Annotated in this window: 11 protein-coding genes; 5 read left to right on the plus strand and 6 right to left on the minus strand. The window is 71.4% G+C overall.

Annotated elements, in window-relative coordinates; all coding sequences use genetic code 11:
• The first annotated feature begins 127 nt into the window (after window positions 1-127).
• The gene (locus ACFXBC_RS09260) at window positions 128-1,183 is read left to right on the plus strand and encodes an aldo/keto reductase (RefSeq protein WP_385020655.1); all 1,056 of its coding nucleotides are present in this window, start codon (window positions 128-130) and stop codon (window positions 1,181-1,183) included.
• Window positions 1,184-1,708: 525 nt separating this feature from the next.
• Here the strand turns inward: ACFXBC_RS09260 and ACFXBC_RS09265 are convergent.
• The gene (locus ACFXBC_RS09265) at window positions 1,709-4,855 is read right to left on the minus strand and encodes a tetratricopeptide repeat protein (protein ID WP_385020658.1); all 3,147 of its coding nucleotides are present in this window, start codon (window positions 4,853-4,855) and stop codon (window positions 1,709-1,711) included.
• 420 nt (window positions 4,856-5,275) lie between these two features.
• Between ACFXBC_RS09265 and ACFXBC_RS09270 the strand changes: the two genes are divergently transcribed.
• Entirely contained in the window at window positions 5,276-7,786 is a 2,511-nt protein-coding gene (locus tag ACFXBC_RS09270) for a tetratricopeptide repeat protein (protein ID WP_385020661.1), read from the plus strand.
• A 27-nt stretch (window positions 7,787-7,813) separates the two neighbouring features.
• Here the strand turns inward: ACFXBC_RS09270 and ACFXBC_RS09275 are convergent, their stop codons facing one another.
• Together ACFXBC_RS09275 and ACFXBC_RS09280 are read right to left on the minus strand one after the other, a co-directional pair.
• On the minus strand, window positions 7,814-8,800 hold the full coding sequence (locus ACFXBC_RS09275) for an SMP-30/gluconolactonase/LRE family protein (RefSeq protein WP_385020664.1): 987 nt from the start codon (window positions 8,798-8,800) through the stop codon (window positions 7,814-7,816).
• A gap of 157 nt (window positions 8,801-8,957) precedes the next feature.
• Entirely contained in the window at window positions 8,958-9,815 is an 858-nt protein-coding gene (locus ACFXBC_RS09280; protein ID WP_385020667.1) for an SDR family oxidoreductase, read from the minus strand.
• A gap of 142 nt (window positions 9,816-9,957) precedes the next feature.
• Here ACFXBC_RS09280 and ACFXBC_RS09285 point away from each other — a divergent pair, with 142 nt between their 5' ends.
• Window positions 9,958-10,362, plus strand: a complete 405-nt coding sequence (locus ACFXBC_RS09285) for a winged helix-turn-helix transcriptional regulator (RefSeq protein WP_385020670.1) — start codon at window positions 9,958-9,960, stop codon at window positions 10,360-10,362.
• Between the two features lie 157 nt (window positions 10,363-10,519).
• On the opposite strand, the gene ACFXBC_RS09290 is transcribed toward ACFXBC_RS09285, so the two are convergent.
• From ACFXBC_RS09290 to ACFXBC_RS09300, 3 genes are all read right to left on the minus strand, one after another.
• Window positions 10,520-11,299: a hypothetical protein gene (locus ACFXBC_RS09290; protein ID WP_385020673.1), complete on the minus strand. Its 780-nt coding sequence runs from the start codon at window positions 11,297-11,299 to the stop codon at window positions 10,520-10,522.
• A complete protein-coding gene (locus tag ACFXBC_RS09295) occupies window positions 11,296-12,537 on the minus strand; it encodes a hypothetical protein (RefSeq protein ID WP_385020676.1) in 1,242 nt (413 codons plus the stop codon). The genes ACFXBC_RS09290 and ACFXBC_RS09295 overlap by 4 nt, the downstream gene beginning before the upstream one ends.
• Window positions 12,538-12,724: 187 nt before the next feature.
• Window positions 12,725-14,596 (minus strand): glycoside hydrolase family 2 protein, encoded by a 1,872-nt coding sequence (locus ACFXBC_RS09300; protein WP_385020678.1) that lies wholly within the window; start codon window positions 14,594-14,596, stop codon window positions 12,725-12,727.
• A 147-nt stretch (window positions 14,597-14,743) separates the two neighbouring features.
• On the opposite strand from ACFXBC_RS09300, the gene ACFXBC_RS09305 reads away from it, so the two are divergent.
• Window positions 14,744-15,763, plus strand: a complete 1,020-nt coding sequence (locus ACFXBC_RS09305) for a LacI family DNA-binding transcriptional regulator (protein ID WP_385020820.1) — start codon at window positions 14,744-14,746, stop codon at window positions 15,761-15,763.
• Window positions 15,764-15,946: 183 nt separating this feature from the next.
• Entirely contained in the window at window positions 15,947-17,287 is a 1,341-nt protein-coding gene (locus tag ACFXBC_RS09310) for an extracellular solute-binding protein (protein ID WP_385020681.1), read from the plus strand.
• Window positions 17,288-17,292: the final 5 nt, after the last annotated feature.

Here is a 17,292-nt window from a genome sequence, read left to right on the forward strand (position 1 = left end):
CTGCGGGCCGGACGGGGCTTGCGCTGAAGTGCGCTCCAGCACCTAGCGTCACGGACGGGCCTGGACCGGGGCCGCGGACGGAACCCGGACGGAACCGGCGGCCACCCACCCGACCGAGGGGAACACCATGCGTTACACACTGTTCGGCAGGACCGGTCTGCGCGTCAGCGAGCTCAGCCTGGGCGCCATGACCATCGGCGAGGAGTGGGGCTGGGGCGCCGACAAGGAGACGAGCGCTCGCATCGTCAACGCCTACGCGGAGGCGGGCGGCAACTTCATCGACACCGCCAACAACTACACCGAGGGCAGTTCGGAGCTCATTCTCGGGGAACTGCTGGAGGGGCGCAGGGACCGGTTCGTGCTGGCGACCAAGTACAGCTGCACGACCGACCCCGACGACGTCAACTCGGCGGGCAACCACCGCAAGAACCTGGTGCGGTCGGTGGAGGCCAGCCTCGGCCGGCTGCGCACCGACCGGGTGGACGTCCTGTGGGTGCACGCCCGCGACAACTTCACCCCGGTCGACGAGGTGATGCGCGCCCTGGACGATCTGGTCAGGTCGGGAAAGGTGCAGTACATCGGCGTTTCGGACTGGCCGGCCTGGGAGATCGCACAGGCGAACACCCTGGCCGAACTGCGCGGCTGGACCTCCTTCGCGGGCTCCCAGCTCCGCTACAACCTGCTGGAGCGCACACCGGAGCGCGAGCTCCTGCCGCAGGCCCGCGCCTTCGACCTGGCAGTACTGGCCTGGGCGCCGCTCGCGGCGGGCAAGCTCACCGGCAAGTACCGCAGGGGTGAGACCGGCCGCCTGGACGGCTCAGGCGCGGACGGCCGGAACGACCACGAGGACGCCGTGATCACCGCGGTACTGGAGGTGGCCGAGCAGGGCGGCTGGTCCCCGGCCCAGGTGGCACTGGCCTGGCTGCGCAGCCGGCCGGGCAATGTCATCCCCATCGTCGCGGCCACCAGGGAGAACCAGCTGACGGACAATCTGGCCTCGGTCGATGTCCGCCTGGACGCCGGAGCCCTGGCCCGTCTGGACGAGGTGAGCGCCGTGCCGCTCGGCTTCCCGCACGACTTCCTGCGGGAGCCCGGCATCACCCGGAGCTTCTACGGGGACCGCTGGGCCGAGATCGACGACCGCCGCTCCACCTACCGGCGCACCACGGGCGAGGTCCTCTGACGAGGGGGGAGCGTGCGGGCCCTTGGGGACCCTGAGTGTGACCCGCTCCGGGCCCCGGTCGGCCTTCCCGCCGGGGCACCGGCGAGCTGCGCCGAGCTCCGGCGGGGAAAGGTACAGGCCTTTCAGGAAACAGCTGATGGATGTATCTGAGATATCCCCGTCAGGACATAGGTCATGCATACAAAAGCGGTACAGAAAAGCGTCACGTTCACCCACCTGTATTGTGTGCGGGCAGCCCGAATCGATTCGTTCGCCCTCAGAAATTGCACCGGGAATACCTCTTGCGTCGGCGGTCTCATCCAGACGCGTGCGAGCGCACGACGCATTCACCCCGAGGAGAAGCGGCGCCTTCACCCTCTCGCCGCAATCTTATCCCTACCAAGACGCCCGTCCGACACACGGGACCCGCCACCGGATCCCATGATCGACCTAAATCACCCACTCCTCGCATATGGGCGCTGTGAACCTCTCGAATTCATCGGTCCAGCCCCGGGAAACCATCCGGACGGCCGCAGTCGGGGTCGCTCAACCCCTGCGCCGGCCCAGTCGGCCGAGCGCCTTCAGGGCGCGGGTCTCGTCGGAACGCGCGCCGATCCGGCGGCTGATCGACAGACTCTCCTCCAGGTGCACCGCGACCTGGCCGATACGCCCGGTGTCCTGCTCGGCCTGGGCCAAGTCGTAAAGAACTCCGGCTACTTCACCTGCGGCGCCGATCCGCCGCATCACCGCGAGAGCGGCGATGTGCTGAGGCAGAGCCCGCTCGGCGAGGCCGGCCGCGCGGTAGGCCCGGCCGGTGCCGTTGAGGGCGACGCCCTCCCCTCTGAGGTCCCCCACGCCCCGCAGCGCCGGCAGCGACTTTCCATAGAGGACGAGGGCTTCCTCGGTTTTTCCGAGAGCGGCCAGAACACTCGCGAGATTCATCTGGAGTGTGGCGCGGTCTCCTCTTCCCACCATTGCCTTGGAGAGATCTATGGCTTCTCGGTAAGCACGTTCGGCGGCTTCCAGATCGCCACTCTTCTGCCTCAGCTCCGCGACGTTGTTGAGGGTTCGGTATCTCCCCCTGTCATCGGCCGCGTCCGTGAATACGACAAGGGCGCGGAGGAAATAGTCGAGCGCCGTTTCGTCATGGTCCAGATGGAGATGGGTAATACCGAGAAGATTGTAGCTGCGCCCTACCTGGACGGCGTCATTCGACTGCAGCCGCAGACTCAGTGACCTTTCCTGCAGCGTCTGCGCAAGAACGTACTGTCCGGTGTGCCAGAGCGGAATCGACAGTTGGTGGATCGATTCGCTCTCCAGCTCCGAATCGCCGAGGGCCCGCGCGATCCCCAGGGCCTCCGAGGCCGTCGCGTGCCCCTCCCCGTACTCACCGCGGTGGACACAGACCCCGCTCAGATCGAGAAGCGCACGCGCCCGCGCCGCGTCGTCGCCCGTGGCGCGCCAGTGCTCCACAGCTCGGCGCAGCAGCGGTTCCGCGGTGCCGAGGTGGCCCTCCACATCCAAAAAACCGGCCAATATGTTGGCGCAGAGGGCGAGTTGGCGTTCCGAACCATGCCTGCGGACCCGGTCGAGCGCCGCCAGCACGTTGGCGCCCTCGGTGATCAGCCACTGCTCGGCCGCATGCGCGTCGGGCATCTCGGGTCCGGGTGACTCGGGGAGTCCGGAAGCGGCGGCGATACGCGAACGGAAGGGGTAGGCGAGCCGGTCGGCACGGACGGCGAGACGCAGGTAATGATCCACCAGCCGTTCGAGCGCCCTACGGGAGTCGTCCCGGCTGTCCACACGCACCGTACGGACGCCGGAACCGGAATCGGGATCAGCACCGGAAACGGAATCGGAATCGGTATGGAGTTCCGCACCGGGATCGTCACGTAATTCGGACTCGTCATCGATCAGCGTACGGGCGTACGCACGCAGCAGATCATGCAGGGTGAAGCGGTGCGGTGAGGGCTCGGTAATGAGGTGGTGGGCGTGGAGTTCCTCGACCGCGCGCGCGGCCGTACCGAAAGGGAGACCGGTGAGCGCGACGACCGCATACGTATCGAATTCCAGCCCGAAGTGCAGACCGATACGGCGGAACACCAACTGCTGGACCGGGGTCAGCGCACGGTAGGACTGGGCGAACACATGGGAGACCGATCTTTCCCCGTCCCGCATTTCGGAAAGCTCTCCGCTGCCGCCGGTCAACTGCTCAAGGAGGTCGGCCGTGGTCCACGACGGCCGGAGCAGCAGCCGGCTCGCCACCAGTTCGATAGCGAGGGGCAGATAGTCGCATATACGAACTATTCGCTCGATGTCCGCGCCCCGGCCGGTGCCGCCCCGGCCGGTGCCGCCGCGTCCGCCGAGCCGCTGCTCGAAGAGCGCGATCGCATCCCCGCGCGGCAGCACGTCGAGCGAGACGGGCCGGACACCCGGGAGGCCGGGAAGCCGCTGCCGGCTGGTGACGATGACCGCCGTCGGGGACGCGCCCGGAAGCAGGGGCCGGACCTGGGCCGGTCCAGCGGCGTCGTCCAGGATCACCACCATCCGGCGGTCCCGTACGGAGGCCCGCCACAGGGAACTCAACTCCTCCTCACCGTCGGGCAGTTCGACAGCCGGTATGTCGAGCAGCCGCAGCAGTTCGGTGAGGGCATGGGCAGCTGTCAGCGGCGCCCGCCCGGAGACATGTCCTCGCAGATGTATGTAAATCCTGCCGTCCGGGAACCGTTCCCGCAGTTGGTGCCCGAGATGGACCGCCATGGATGTCTTTCCCACACCCCCCATCCCGTCGATCGCCTCGATCCGCACGACGGGCGCGGTGGTGCCGTCCCCCTCACAGAGCGCGGCGGTCAGCTGCCGCAGTTCGTCCCGGCGCCCCACCCATGGGATGTCGCGCGGCAGGTTGTCCGGGACCACGCGCCCGGGGCGTGAGGGCCGGTGCGTTCCGCTGCCGGCCCGCAGGAGCAGCGCAGCGGCCGGGGTGCCCGAGAGGATGCCCTGGTGCACCCGGCGCAGCCGCCGTCCCGCGTCCAGGCCGATGTCACGGACGACGCGCTGCCGCGTCCGTTGCAGCAGCCTGGTCGCCTCGGCGGCGCGGCTGCTGCCGTAGAGGGCGAGGGCGAGCTGCTCGGCCAGCGCCTCGTCGACCGGGTGCTCACCGAAGAGCGGCATCAGTACCGGGACGGCCTCGGCGAACTTCCCCGCCTCCATGAGGATTTCGGCGTACACCCGGGCGCCCGCGAGACGGCTCTCACCGACCGTGCCGCGCAGTGCGGCAGCCCAGTCCCCGGCCATTCCGGCCAGCGGTTCACCGCGCCAGAGGCCCGCCGCCGCGTCCAGCAGACGCATCGCCTCGGTCCCGTCGCCGCTGTCCCGCAGAGAACGCGCCTGCTCGACACAGCTCGTGTAGCGGCGCAGGTCCACCCGGTCGGGGTCGATGTCCAGCACATACGCGTTCGTACGGCTGACGACCTGGGGTGCCCCGTCCCCTGCGGCCCTCAGGGCCCGTCTGATGCGCGAGACATGAACATGCAGGGCTTCTCTGGCCTTTGCGGGCGGATTCTCGTCCCAGATCCGGTGGACCAGCGTGTCCACGCCCACGGTACGGCTCGCGTCCCAGGCCAGGGCGGCGAGCGCCAGCCGCGTTTTGGTGGAACCGAGATCACCGGGCCGGCCGGCGGCCCCTACCTCCACCGATCCTGAAAGTCGAATCTCACACTCCACCAGCGTCCCTCCGCCGGTCCGGCCCGCTATGGGCCGGGCATTCGAGAGTGACACGGCGGAGCGCCCATGGCTATATGAGCCCGGCCTGCGTCCTGTTGAAGTCCGAAACTGACTTCTGGCTGAGCAATTCTGTTCATCTACGCCATGGAGCGGGAATGCCTCTCCTGGTCGACGCAGGACGTTGCCGCATTTCCACATATGCTTCTGGCATATTCACCTTCGGATACCGCCCAGCAGGTCCCGGTCGGCCCGACGAGGTCCCGACCAGGAACCCACTCCCGACCAGGCATCGACGCCAAACCGACGCAGGAATCACTCAGGAGCACGACCGACCGACAGCACCACCGACTCGCTTACTGCCCGCCGCGCTGTTCAGGGAGGTTGGGAGACGTGTCCACTCCGGAGTCCGGCAGAGCGACGGCGCTGCTGTCGTCCCTGGTCGCCCATGGAACCGAACGGGCCTCCCCCGCCTGGCGGGAGCTGGGCCGGATCGCGCGCGCCGTAGCCGGTCAGGACCCCGCCGTGGCCCGGCTATGGCCCTCTGAGGACGTACAGACGGACGCCCCGGAGGATCCACCGGCGGACGGGGCGGCCGACGCCGTGCCGGTGGATCCGCTCCAGGACATGGCACGACTGGCCACCGTCCTCGCCGATGCGGCGAGGACCGACGTCCGTACGGCGCGCACGGTGGACGACTGGTTACGGCGTTACGGGCCCGGTCAGGAACCGGCCGCCCACACCAACACCATCGGCGGGGCAGCCGTTCTGCACGGGCCGAGTGTGCAGGCCCGCGACATCCAGGGCGGCGTCCACTTCCACCAGCCTGCCGGGCAGGACAGCGCCCGCCCCCCGGTGCCCCGCCAACTGCCGCCGGTCAGAAAGCCGTTGATAGCCCGGGAGAGCGATGTGCGCGCCCTGGACCGGCTCCGGGCGGGACACCCCGCGGGGACCCCGCAGCTGCTGGTGGTCAGCGGCTTCGCGGGCGTCGGAAAGACGACGCTCGCCTCGCACTGGCTGCACGGACTCGCCGACGACTTCCCGGACGGGCAGTTGTACGCCGACCTGGGCGGCCGGGCGGCGGCAGCGGAGTACGGGGAAGGCCCCGTACCGGCCGCCGCCGTACTCGAAGGGTTCCTGTACGCGCTCGGGGTGGGCTCCGTACCGGTGGACACCGCTCAACGCATCGCGCTCTGGCGGTCGTTGACTTCCGGGCTGCGTCTGGCCGTACTGCTCGACGACGCGTACACATCGGCTCAGGTGCGTCCCCTGCTCCCGGGTGCGCCCGCAGGACTCACCGTGGTGACGAGCCGGAGCCACCTCACAGGGCTCCAGGTCGACGGTGCCGCCGTGCACCGACTCGGCGCCCTCGCACCCGACTCCGCGGTCGAGCTGCTCGCCAGGGGCGGGGGCGGGCAGCGTGTCCTCCAGGACCCGGAGGGCGCGCGTGAAGTGGTCGCCCTCTGCGGGTATCTGCCACTGGCCGTCTGCCTCGCCTCCGCCCAGCTCGCCGCGCGCCCGCACCACACCCTGTCCGCCCTGGCCCGCAGCCTGTCCCGGGGCCGGGGGCCGCTCGACGCACTCCGCGTGGAGGGAGAGGCCGTGGTGCGTACAGCGCTGGATCTGTCCTACCGGCTGCTGACCGGCAGCGGCGCCGCTCTCTACCGGCGGATGGGCCTGCTGCCCGCCGACCGCTTCGACCTCTCCCTGCTGACGGCGGTCGGCACGGACCCCCCTGAGCCGTCCGGCCCGGCCGGCCCGGACGGCTGGGAGCACTCCGCCGACGCCGACCTGGCCATCGGCGCCCTGCTGGAGGCGAACCTCCTGGAGGAGACGGGCCCAGGGACCTACCGCTTCCACGACCTCGTACGCCCCCACGCCCGTCTCATCGCCGAGACGCGGGAGAGCCCCGCACAGCGCGAGCGCACCCTCCGCCGCTTCGTGGACTGGTGTCTGGCCTCCGCGACCGCGGCGGAGAGCATCCTCACCCCCGGCCACCGGCTGCCCGCCCGACCCGCCACGGTGCCGGGCGTCGTACCCGCCGCCCTCAGCACCCCCGCCGATGCGCTGGCCTGGCTGGACACGCACCGCAACAGCCTGCTGGGAGCGGTACGGCACTGCGCCCGCGCCGGATGGCACACCGCCTGCTGGCAGTTGACCGACGCCGCCTGGCCGCTCTTCGTACGGTTGCGGCCCCGGGAGATGTGGATCGAGACGCACCGCACCGGGCTCGCCGCCGCGCGTTCCGACGGATCCCGGGAGGGCGAGGGGCGGATGCTGACGTCCGGGGCGATCGGGCTGCGCGACGCGGGCCGTTACGCGGAGGCCGCCGACTGGTACGCCCAGGCGCTGGAACACGCCACGGCCGACGGCGACCTACGCCAGCAGGCCCAGGCGATCAACGGACTCGGCCACATCAGTCTGCTCACCCACCACTACGACGACGCCCGCGCGCACTTCGAAACGGCCCTGCGCATGAGGGAGTCGGCCGGATACGCACGAGGCGCCGCCCTCTCCCGGCGGCGCCTGGGCGAGACCGCACTGGCGGCGGGAGACCACCCGGCCGCCGCCGGGTATCTGGCCGCCGCGTGCACCGAGTTGGAGGCGCTGGGCGAGAGCTACGAGGCGGCCCGGGCCCTGGCCCTGCTCGGCCGCGCACTGGCAGGCGACGGCGACCACGACGGCGGCACCCGGCGGCTGCGCGAGGCGCTGGCGGCCTTCCGGTCGTCCGACGTCCGCTCCGCCCACTGGGAGGGGTATGCCCTGGAGTGGCTCGGCGAGGCCGCCGCCCGCCAGGGCGACACCGCGGAGGCGACCCGCTGCTACGAGGCCGCGCGCACCCTCTTCCTGCGCCTGAGCCCGGCCGACGCCGAGCGCCTGGCCGACCGGCTGCGCCATCGGTGAGGAGGACGCGGGCCGGGGGGGGCGGGGTCAGTGCAGGGGCAGGCTGGCGAGGGTGAAGACGGGGCTGGTCTGCGGGTCGCCGGAGAGGTAGGTGTCCATCTGGGAGTTGGTGACCAGCAGCCGGTGCCCGCTCACGGCGACGCCGGTGGTGGTGTCGGCGCCGGGGTAGGTGCGGGTGGCGACGGTGGTGGCCCGGGTGGCGTCGCCGGACAGGCGGAGGGTGGTGACCGTGTTGTTCACCGAGCGGGCGACGTACAGGGTGTTCCCGCGGCGTGTGATGCCGTCCGCGCTGGTCAGTGGTGGCGCGGCGATCTTGCGGAGGTCGCCGGTGGCGAGAGTGAGCCGGTAGAGGGCGCCGCTGTACCAGTAGCCGATGATCAGGGAGGTGCCGTCGGGGCTGGTGGTGATGCCGTTGGCGTTGGACTGGCCTGCCGTGTAGTCGGGGAGACGGTAGGCCGCGTGCAGGGTGCGGTGGGCGCCGGTGGCGGGGGCGTTCACCTCGGCGGCGGGGATCCGGTAGACCACGGCGCGGTAGGAGTCCGTGATGTAGACGTCGCCGTCGGGAGCGATGGCCGCGTCGTTGACGAGGGTTCTGCTGCCTGGGTCGGGCACCGTGTAGGTGGCGACCGGTCTGCCGGTGGTGGTGTAGACGAAGAAGCGCCCGGTGAAGGCACCGGCGACCAGCAGGCGGTGGCCGTCGGTCTTGATCCCGGTGACGCTGGTGCGGCCGTCCTGACCACCGGGCAGGAACGGGTGGAGCGTACGCGTCCCGACGCGCCCGCGGTAGACGGTGCCGTCGGCGATGCTGCCGGTGTAGATGTTCCGGTGGTCGGCCGCGACGCTTTCCGGGAAGGCCCGGTGGCCGTCGAGGGTGATCGAGTGGACGCGGCCGGTGCCGGGGTGGGCCGGCGCGGCAGCGGCGGGCACCGCGAGAGCGGCCAGGGCGGCCGACGCCGCGGCGAGGGCGAGCAGCGTCCGCCGCCCTGGGGAGTGTGCGGTGGTGCGGGAAGGCATGGTGGATCGGGGTCCTTCGGGTGAGGGGTGTACGCGGCCGACAGGCAGCGGCCCAGGCTTCAACCGCCGTACAACGGCCGCGACTTCGGCAACGGCGATGGAAACAGCGGCGGCAAGGAGGCGCGGTGGCAGCGACGGGCGAGGGTGTGGTGGCCGGTCAGCGCAGGGCGTCGGCGATCGCGTCGGCCAGCGGGGTGGTCGGGCGGCCGATCAGACGGCGCAGGTCGCCGGAGGTGGTGAGCAGTTCGTCGCGGCTCATGCCGAGATCGGCGTCGGCCAGCACCCCCGCCAGCTCCGCCGGCAGCCCGGCGTCGGTCAGTGCGTGGGCGAACGCGTCGGCCGCGAGGTCGGTGTAGGTGACCTGCCGCCCGGCGGCTGTCGAGAGCGCCGCGGCGAGACCGGCCAGGGTGAACGCCTCGTCGCCGCCCAGCTCGTACACCCGGCCGGCGTGGCCTTCGGTGGTCAGCACGGTCGCGGCCGCATCGGCGTAGTCGGCGCGGGCGGCGGCGCTGATCCTTCCCCGGCCGGCTGCTCCGACCAGGGTGTTCTCGCGCAGGATCTGCGGCAGTCGACCGGTGTAGTTCTCCAGATACCAGCTGTTGCGCAGCAGCACGCTGGGGACCGCGCGCTCACGCAGGTACTCCTCCGTGGCGCGGTGGGTGGCGGCCAGGATCGTGGTGGCCGTATCGGCGTGCGACATGCTCGTGTACGCCACCAGCTGCACGCCTGCCGCCACTGCGGCGTCGATGGCGCGGCGGTGGTTGGCGACCCGCTCGTCCACCGTCGTGGTCGAGATCAGCAGCAGCCTGTCCGCTCCCGCGAAAGCCGCCGCGAGGCTGTCGGGGTCGGCGAAATCGGCCCGGCGCACCACCACACCGCGGTCGGCGAGTTCCTTCAGCCGGGTGGTGTCGCGGCTGGTGGCGACGATGTCCGAGGCCGGCACCCCGCGGCGCAGCAGTGCCTCGACGGTGAGCCTGCCCAACTGCCCGGAGGCACCGGTGACCACGATCGACATGGGATCCACCCCTGATTCTTGGTTTCGGTTCCGCCGCGGACCTCCCGCGGCTGGATCCCACCCTTCCTCCGATACTCGCTATTGGTAAGTAGCCACCTTGTCGTAAGGTGGCAACCCGGACGAAAGCATCGAGGTGAGCGTCGTGTCGGTCGACAAGAATGTGACGGGCCCCACAGCGGCGTTGTCAGATCCGTACGTGCGCGGCTGCCCGTCGCGGGATCTGCTCGACCAGATCGGCAGCAAGTGGGCCGTCCTGGTGCTGGGGGAGCTCGGCCGGGAGGGGGCGTGCCGGTTCACCCGGCTGCGGCAGCGGCTGGCCGGGGTGAGCGAGAAGATGCTCACCCAGACCCTGCGCACCCTGGAACGCGACGGCCTGGTCCTGCGGACGGTGTACGCGCAGGTGCCGCCCCGCGTGGAGTACGAGTTGACCGATCTCGGCCAGACTCTGCGGGAGCCGCTGAAGGCGCTCACGCAGTGGTCCGTGGGGCATGTAGCGGAGGTTGTCGCTGCCCGCGAGGACTACGACACCCGCATTCAGGCCGGCTGAACGACCGTACGCTGACGGCCGGTCACCGGATTCCGCGCGCTCGGGTGACGGCCGGGGCACGCAGGGAAGAAGCCCTGGCACACGCCGCCGCGCGGCTCCCCGCCACGACGGCTCGCGCGGCTTCCCGGCGCTCCTTCCCCGACCGTCGGCGCCCCCCTCAGCCGCGGCCCCGCGGCCCCGTGGGCCCCACCGACCGGAGCGCTTCGGGCGTGCCGCCCGCCACCAGCCAGGCGTGCAGCACCGAAGCGACGACGTGCGGTGGTACCAGGAGGCCGGGGACCGTCCGGATCGGCCGGACCGGCGGTGCACCGGCGCCGGTCCCGGCCGCGCGCACACCGAGTACGAGGGCGTTCCCGGCGGCCGGCACCGCCGCGACGAGGGAGCCGGGGTACCGCGACATCAGTGCGCCCACCCGGTGGTGGGCCCACTCCACCGGCAACGGCTCCCCGGTGACGAGCACATCCGCGTACTCGGCGTGGGCGATGCCGTGCTCCACGTACTCGGCATGAGCGATGCCGTGCCCCGCTTCCTCGGCGGGCCTCGTGTACTCAGCGGGCCCCGCGTACTCCACCCGCCCCGCACACCCGACGCGTCCCGTGTGCCTCCTCCGCCGTGGTGCGTCCGGATTCGCCCGCAGATGGACGTCGGCCGCGCCCGGACCGCGGAACCGTGGCCGGCTCCCGGGGAGCGGGACCGCCACCGCGAGCAGGACAGAGGCCCGACCGTGACCGGTCGTCGACCGCCAGCCGACGGAGACCGGGAAGACGGCCACGGGCGCCTCGCTCCGGTCCCCGGGCAGGTCCGGCAGGAACCCCGTGACCGTGGCTCCGGCCCGGGGCGTCCCGAACCGGACCGCGCACCAGGAGACGTCCGGCGGGGTCGCCCCGTACAGCTCCGTCCCCCCGGCGCGTACGGTCGGGGCGGGCCGGGCCGTCACAGCGCCACCCCCAGGCCGTCGCCCTCCCACCGGTCCAGCGGTGGCGGGGTCGGCAGCGGGGGTACCGCGGGTGCCCAGGCCGGTTCGCCCAGCCGCAGCAGCCGGTAGAGGAGCGTGCGCATCCGCCGGTGGAACTGGCCGGGCGCCGACGACAGCAGCGCGGCCACCTCCGCGTACCGGCCGGGGACGTACTGCTCGGCGGCGTACCGCAGTTGCCCCGCGAGGGGATGGGCCGGGGAGACCGCGGGGGCGAGGGTGGCCAGGAGCGCCGCCGGTGACGAGGCGGAGATCTCCCGCCTCGGTCCCGGTGTGAGCAGCAGGGCGGCCCGGGTGAGCGTCCCGTACGCGGTCAGGGAACCGTGGTCACCGATGATCCAGTCGGCCGCGATGAGCGGAACCTGCCAGTCCGCTTCCGGCGGCACCACGGCGATCCCCCGGGCCCGGCAGCCCGCGAGCCAGCTGCGCACCTGCCAGCTGCCGTGTCCCGCGAAGACGTTCGGGTGGAGCAGCAGGGCCACCCGGTAGCGGTGGGCGGGGAGTTGGCTGAGCAACTGCGGAAGCAGGGTGTCGAACCGGCCGAAGGTGGAGGTGGGCCCCCAGGTCGAGGTGACGATCACCAGCTGACGGCCCACTCCGACACCCAGCGCCCTGCGGAACTCCTCGCGCCGGTCCATCCCGGAGGTGATCCGGTCCACGCAGGGGTCGCCCACCACATGGGCCACCGGCAGCGCCTCGGGGCAGGAGTCGGCCAGCTCCCGCACGTCGCGCTCGTGCGCGTAGACGATGGCGGCCGGCCCCACCCGCCCCTCGTGGAGCAGATGCTGACGGCTCAGCATCCCCGGAGTGCGCTTCTCCCCCGGCGCCAGCACGGAGGTGTCGGTGAGCAGTTTGATGTGGCCGGCCCCGTGCGAGATCCGCACGACCGGCGCCCGTAACGCGTGCACACCGCGCGACCCGGCGGCCAGCGCCAGATCGAACTCGGCCCGCAGCGCCTGGTCCCAGGGCACGGTGGCGATGCCCAGGCTCCGCAGATACTGCGTGACGCCGCCGCCGAAGGCGTGCGGCGCCACGGTGAAGACCACCTGGATACGGAAGTCGGCCTCCAGCAGGCAGATGACTTCCTGGAGTCGCTGGGCGAAGGCCACGGTGTGCACGACGACCAGAATCCGTTTGCAGTCCGGTACGGTCAGCCACTGACCTTGCTCGATCAGCGCCGTTTTCGTGGTGTTGACAGACACAGTCGGTCCCCCATGTTCGTCGGCTGCGTGCAGCAGTCGAAGGGAGGGGTTCCCGGCCCGTACGGCACTTTCCTTGCAGTGGCCTTGCAGCAACCTTGCCCGCCCGGGATCAGGTCTCCGTCGAGCCCTCCCCGCCCCGGATCAGGTCTGGGGCCGGGCTCTCCGCACTCCGTCCGCGGGCTCCGCCTCAGGCGTCCCCGGACTCCTTCGCGCCCCCGTCCCCCGTGACGATCCGCCGGATCGTCTCCAGCGGCAGCTTCGGGGTGCCGTCCCGGAAGAGCAGGCCGTTCGTCTCCTGTGCGGTGTCCATGAACTGCGTGTAGCAGAACCCGGCGACCAGCGGGCTGTCCCGCAGTTCGGCGAAGAGCGTGCCGAGCAGTTCCGCGTACTGGGTGTCGGAGCTGGTCTGCGTGTAGAAGAAGTCCTCGTCGCCGCCCGCCAGCGAGAGGCCGCCGAACTCCGTGATCATCAGGGGTGCGTCGCCCGCGGCGAAGCGTGCGTCCTGCCGGTCCGAGAGGGAGATCCTCCGGCCCTGCGGGCCGCCGCCCGCCAGCACCGCCGCGAAGCCGGCCGCGTCCCCGTAGCGCTCCTTCAGCAGGGCGGGGTCGCTGGTGTAGTCGTGCACCCCCAGGATGTCGCTGTCGGTGTGCTCCCAGCCCTCGTTGGAGAGCACCGGACGCGACGGGTCCAGGGCCCGGGTCAGCGCGGCCAGGGCCATCGAGTACTGCTGCTGCGCCGGGTCCCGCGCGACGTCCGAGAAGCCCCAGCTCTCGTTGAAGGGCACCCAGGTGACGATCGACGGGTGGCTGCGGTCCCGGCGCACCAGGTCCAGCCACTCCCGGGTGAGCAGTTCGACGGCCTCCGTGCCGTACTCGTACGCCGCGCCCGTCTCGCCCCAGACGAGCAGGCCGAGCCGGTCGGCCCAGTACAGGAACCTCGGGTCCTCGGCCTTCTGGTGGACGCGGACCGCGTTGAAGCCCATCTCCTTGATCAGCTCGACCTCGCGGCGCAGTTCCGCGGTGCCGCTGTTGGCGAGCAGGGTGCGGGGGCGGTACCCCTGGTCGAGTACGGAACGTACGTAGTACGGGCGGTCGTTGAGCAGGAAAGCGCCACCTCCGACGCCCGCGCTGCGCAGGCCCAGATAGCTGTCGACCGCGTCCACGACATCCACCGCTTCCGCGTCCCCGGTGCCGGCCGGCCCGGACGCCTCCGGGTCGCGCACCGTGACCCGGGCGTCCACCAGGGTGGGTGACTCGGGGGTCCACCACAGGGCTTCCCGGTCGATTCCGTTGCGCAGGGCGTCCACCGCGATGTCGACCCGGACGCGGCGGCCCGTGGTGACGGTGGAGGTCTCGGCCAGCACCCGGTCACCTGCGCGCAGCACGATGTCGACCGTGAGCGGCCGGGGCAGCGGCCGGGCGAGGGCGATCTCCGCCACGACTCCGTACTGGGGGTCCGGGATCCAGGCCAGGTCGGTGATGTGCTGGCCGGGGACGGTCTCGGTCCAGACGCTCTGCCAGATGCCGGTGGTCCGCTCGTACCAGACGGCGTGCGGCCGCTCCTGCCAGTCCTGCTTGCCGCGCGGGACGCAGAGGTCGGCCGGGTCGTCCTCGGCGCGTACGACGAGTACGTGCTCGGTGGCGTCCGGGCGCATCGCCCCGGTCACATCGGCGGTGAACGGCGTCTGCCCGCCGGTGTGTTCGGCCACCAGCCGGCCGTCCAGCCAGACCCGGGCGCGGTGGTCGACCGCGCCGAAGTGGATCAGCGTACGGCCGCCGTCGGAGGCGGACGGGACCAGCGTCCCGTGGGCGATACGGCGGCGGTACCAGACGACCGGGTGCGGGGCGGTCTCACCTATGCCGGAAGCGGGTGCCTCGGGCGGGAAGGGGACCGTGATCTCCCGGTCGAACCCGCCGTCGGCGTCCACGGAGAACCACGCCTCGCGCTCGCCCGCGTCGGCGTCGTCGTATCCGAAGTCCCAGGCGCCGTCCAGGCTGTTCCACTGCTCACGGCACATGAGCGGCCTCGGATACGTGCCCTCCTGATCACTCGCCCTCACGGCTCCTCCTTCTGCCTCACCGGCCATCGGGTTTCGTACAATCGAATTCCGTTCATCATGAGTGAAGCTTTGCATCGTTGCAAGGAAACCGACCCGGGACACCGAACCCGGGGGACCGAGGGGGACGCGCCGGTGGGCAGGGTACGGATGCGGGATGTGGCCGAACACGCCGGTGTGTCGGTGCGGACCGTGTCCAACGTGGTCAGCGGCTACACCCATGTCAGCCCGGAGATGCGCGCCCGGGTCCAGCACTCGCTGGACACGCTGGGCTACAAGATGGACTACCTGGCCCGCGGCCTGCGTTCGGGCCGCACCGGATTCGTCGCGCTCGCCGTGCCCTACCTCGCCGAGCCCTACTTCGCCGAGCTGGCCCAGGCCGTCATCCGGGCCGCCGCCCGGCGGGGCATCACGGTGCTGGTCGAGTCGACGGAGGGCGACAGCGAGACGGAACGGCGCATCCTCGCGGGCGGTCTGACCAATGTGGCGGACGGCGTGCTGTTCAGCGCCCTGACCGTGCCGGCCGCCGATGTCGCGGCGACCCCGCCGGACTTTCCGCTGGTCATGCTGGGTGAGCACGATGTCGGCGACCGCTTCCCACGGGTCGGCATCGACAATGTCGCCGCGGCCCGCACCGCCGTGGAACACCTCCTGGAACAGGGCTGCCGCCGTATCGTCGCGCTCGGCAGGAACGGCAGCGAGAACGGCCGCCAGCGCGCCGACGGCTACCGGCAGGCCCTCTCGGCGGCCGGGGTACGGCGGGTGAACTGGCTGGTCGCGCCGGTGAAGGACTGGAACAGGGCCCAGGGTTACGAGGCCGTGCGGCAGCTCCTTGAGGGCAGCGGCCCGCTGCCGGACGCGGTCTTCGCCTTCAACGACGCGCTGGCCGTCGGCGCCCTGCACGCGCTGAACGCCTCCGGCGTCCGGGTGCCCGACGACGTCGCCCTGGCGAGCATCGACAACGTACCGGAGGCGGCGTACACCCACCCCCCGCTCACCTCCGTCGCACCGGATCTGGAGGCGATCGCGGAGCGCGCCCTCACCCTGCTCGACGAGCAGACCGGCCGACGGCCGGACGGCGGCAACTCCGGGGCCGCGGGGGCGCGGCAGGAGTCGACGCCCTTCCGGCTGGTCGTCCGCGCGTCCTCGCAGCGCCAGCCGGCCGGCTGACCGCCCGGCACACCTCCCAGGGCCTGGGGTCGAAGTGCCGCCTGCCGCGCGACGACAGACCCTCGTCCGCACCGGCCCGACCCCGGATATCACCTTCTTGCATCGATCTATTGCAACGATGTAAATCGTGTGCCAAGGTCTCGGCCATCGAGTTCACATCGAATGGACGAGGTGACTACCCCTATGAGCGGAGCGATGGCGCGCCGGCGCTTCCTGGCTCTCGGCGGCGGGCTGGCCCTGACCGGCGGGCTCTCCGCGTGCGCGTCCCCGCTGGCCTCAGGGCTGACGGGCTCCCAGCCCAACACCGCCGACGTGATCTTCTGGAACCTCTTCACGGGCGGCGACGGCGCCAACATGGTGCTGATGGAGAACGCCTTCCGCAAGGAGCACCCCGGTACGACGGTCGAGGCCACCATCCTGGGCTGGGGGAACCCGTACTACACCAAGCTGGCCCTGGCGACGGCGAGCGGTACCCCGCCCGATGTCGGCATCGCCCATCTCTCCCGGCTGCCGCTGCTCGCAGCCGCCGGGCTGCTGGAGCCGGTCTCCGAGACGGGCGTCGGCGACCTGGGTGTCACCCCGGACCGGTTCACCCCGGCGGCCTGGAAGAAGGCCACCGTGAACGGCACTCCGTACGCGGTCCCGCTGGACACCCACCCGTTCGTGCTGTTCTACAACACCGACCTGGCCAAGAAGGCCGGTCTGCTCAACGCCGCGGGTGACGGGCTGAAGCCGATGAAGGGCAGGGCCGCCTTCACCGACGCGGTGAAGGCGATGAAGGAGGCGGGCGCCCAGTACGGCGCCGCGATGTCCATCACCGCCGACCCGTCCACCGCCTGGCGCTGGTTCAGCATGATCTACTCCGGCCTCGCGGGCCCCCTGGTCACCGGCTCGGGGACCACGATCGACATCGACGCGGAGGCGATGCGGGAGACGTTCGACTTCATGCAGAGCCTCACCGGGCCGGGTCTGATGCCGAAGAGCCTCAACGGGTCGGGCGCCAACGCGCTGTTCAGTACCGGCAAGGCGGGCTTCCTCTTCGACGGCGAGTGGCAGATCCCCTCGTACCGGCTGGTCAAGGGATTGCGCTTCAACGTGGTGCCGTTCCCCGCGCTGCTCGGACCCGAGCCGGTGGCGTACGCCGACTCGCACGCGCTCGTCGTCCCGCGCAACCCGAACCGGACCTCCGCACGGACCGCGCACGCCGCGCGGTTCATCAAGAGCCTGCTCGACAACAGCGCGACCTGGGCGCACGGCGGCCATGTGCCCGCCTGGCTGCCCAGCCAGCGCAGCAAGGCGTTCCTCGGCCAGTCCCCGCAGCGCAACTACGTACAGGCGGCGTTCAACGCGAAGTACGACCCGGTCGCCTGGTACACGGGCGCAGGGTCCGACTTCCAGAACACCGTGGGCGCCACCATCATCGAGGTCCTCGCCGGACGGCTGGGGCCGAAGAAGGCCGTCGGCGCGATGCGGGCGGATCTGAAGCGCTACACCACGGCCCGACCACCGGTCACGATGAAGTAGGAGGC

This window comes from Streptomyces sp. NPDC059398 (genome assembly GCF_042751845.1).
Classification (GTDB): domain Bacteria; phylum Actinomycetota; class Actinomycetes; order Streptomycetales; family Streptomycetaceae; genus Streptomyces.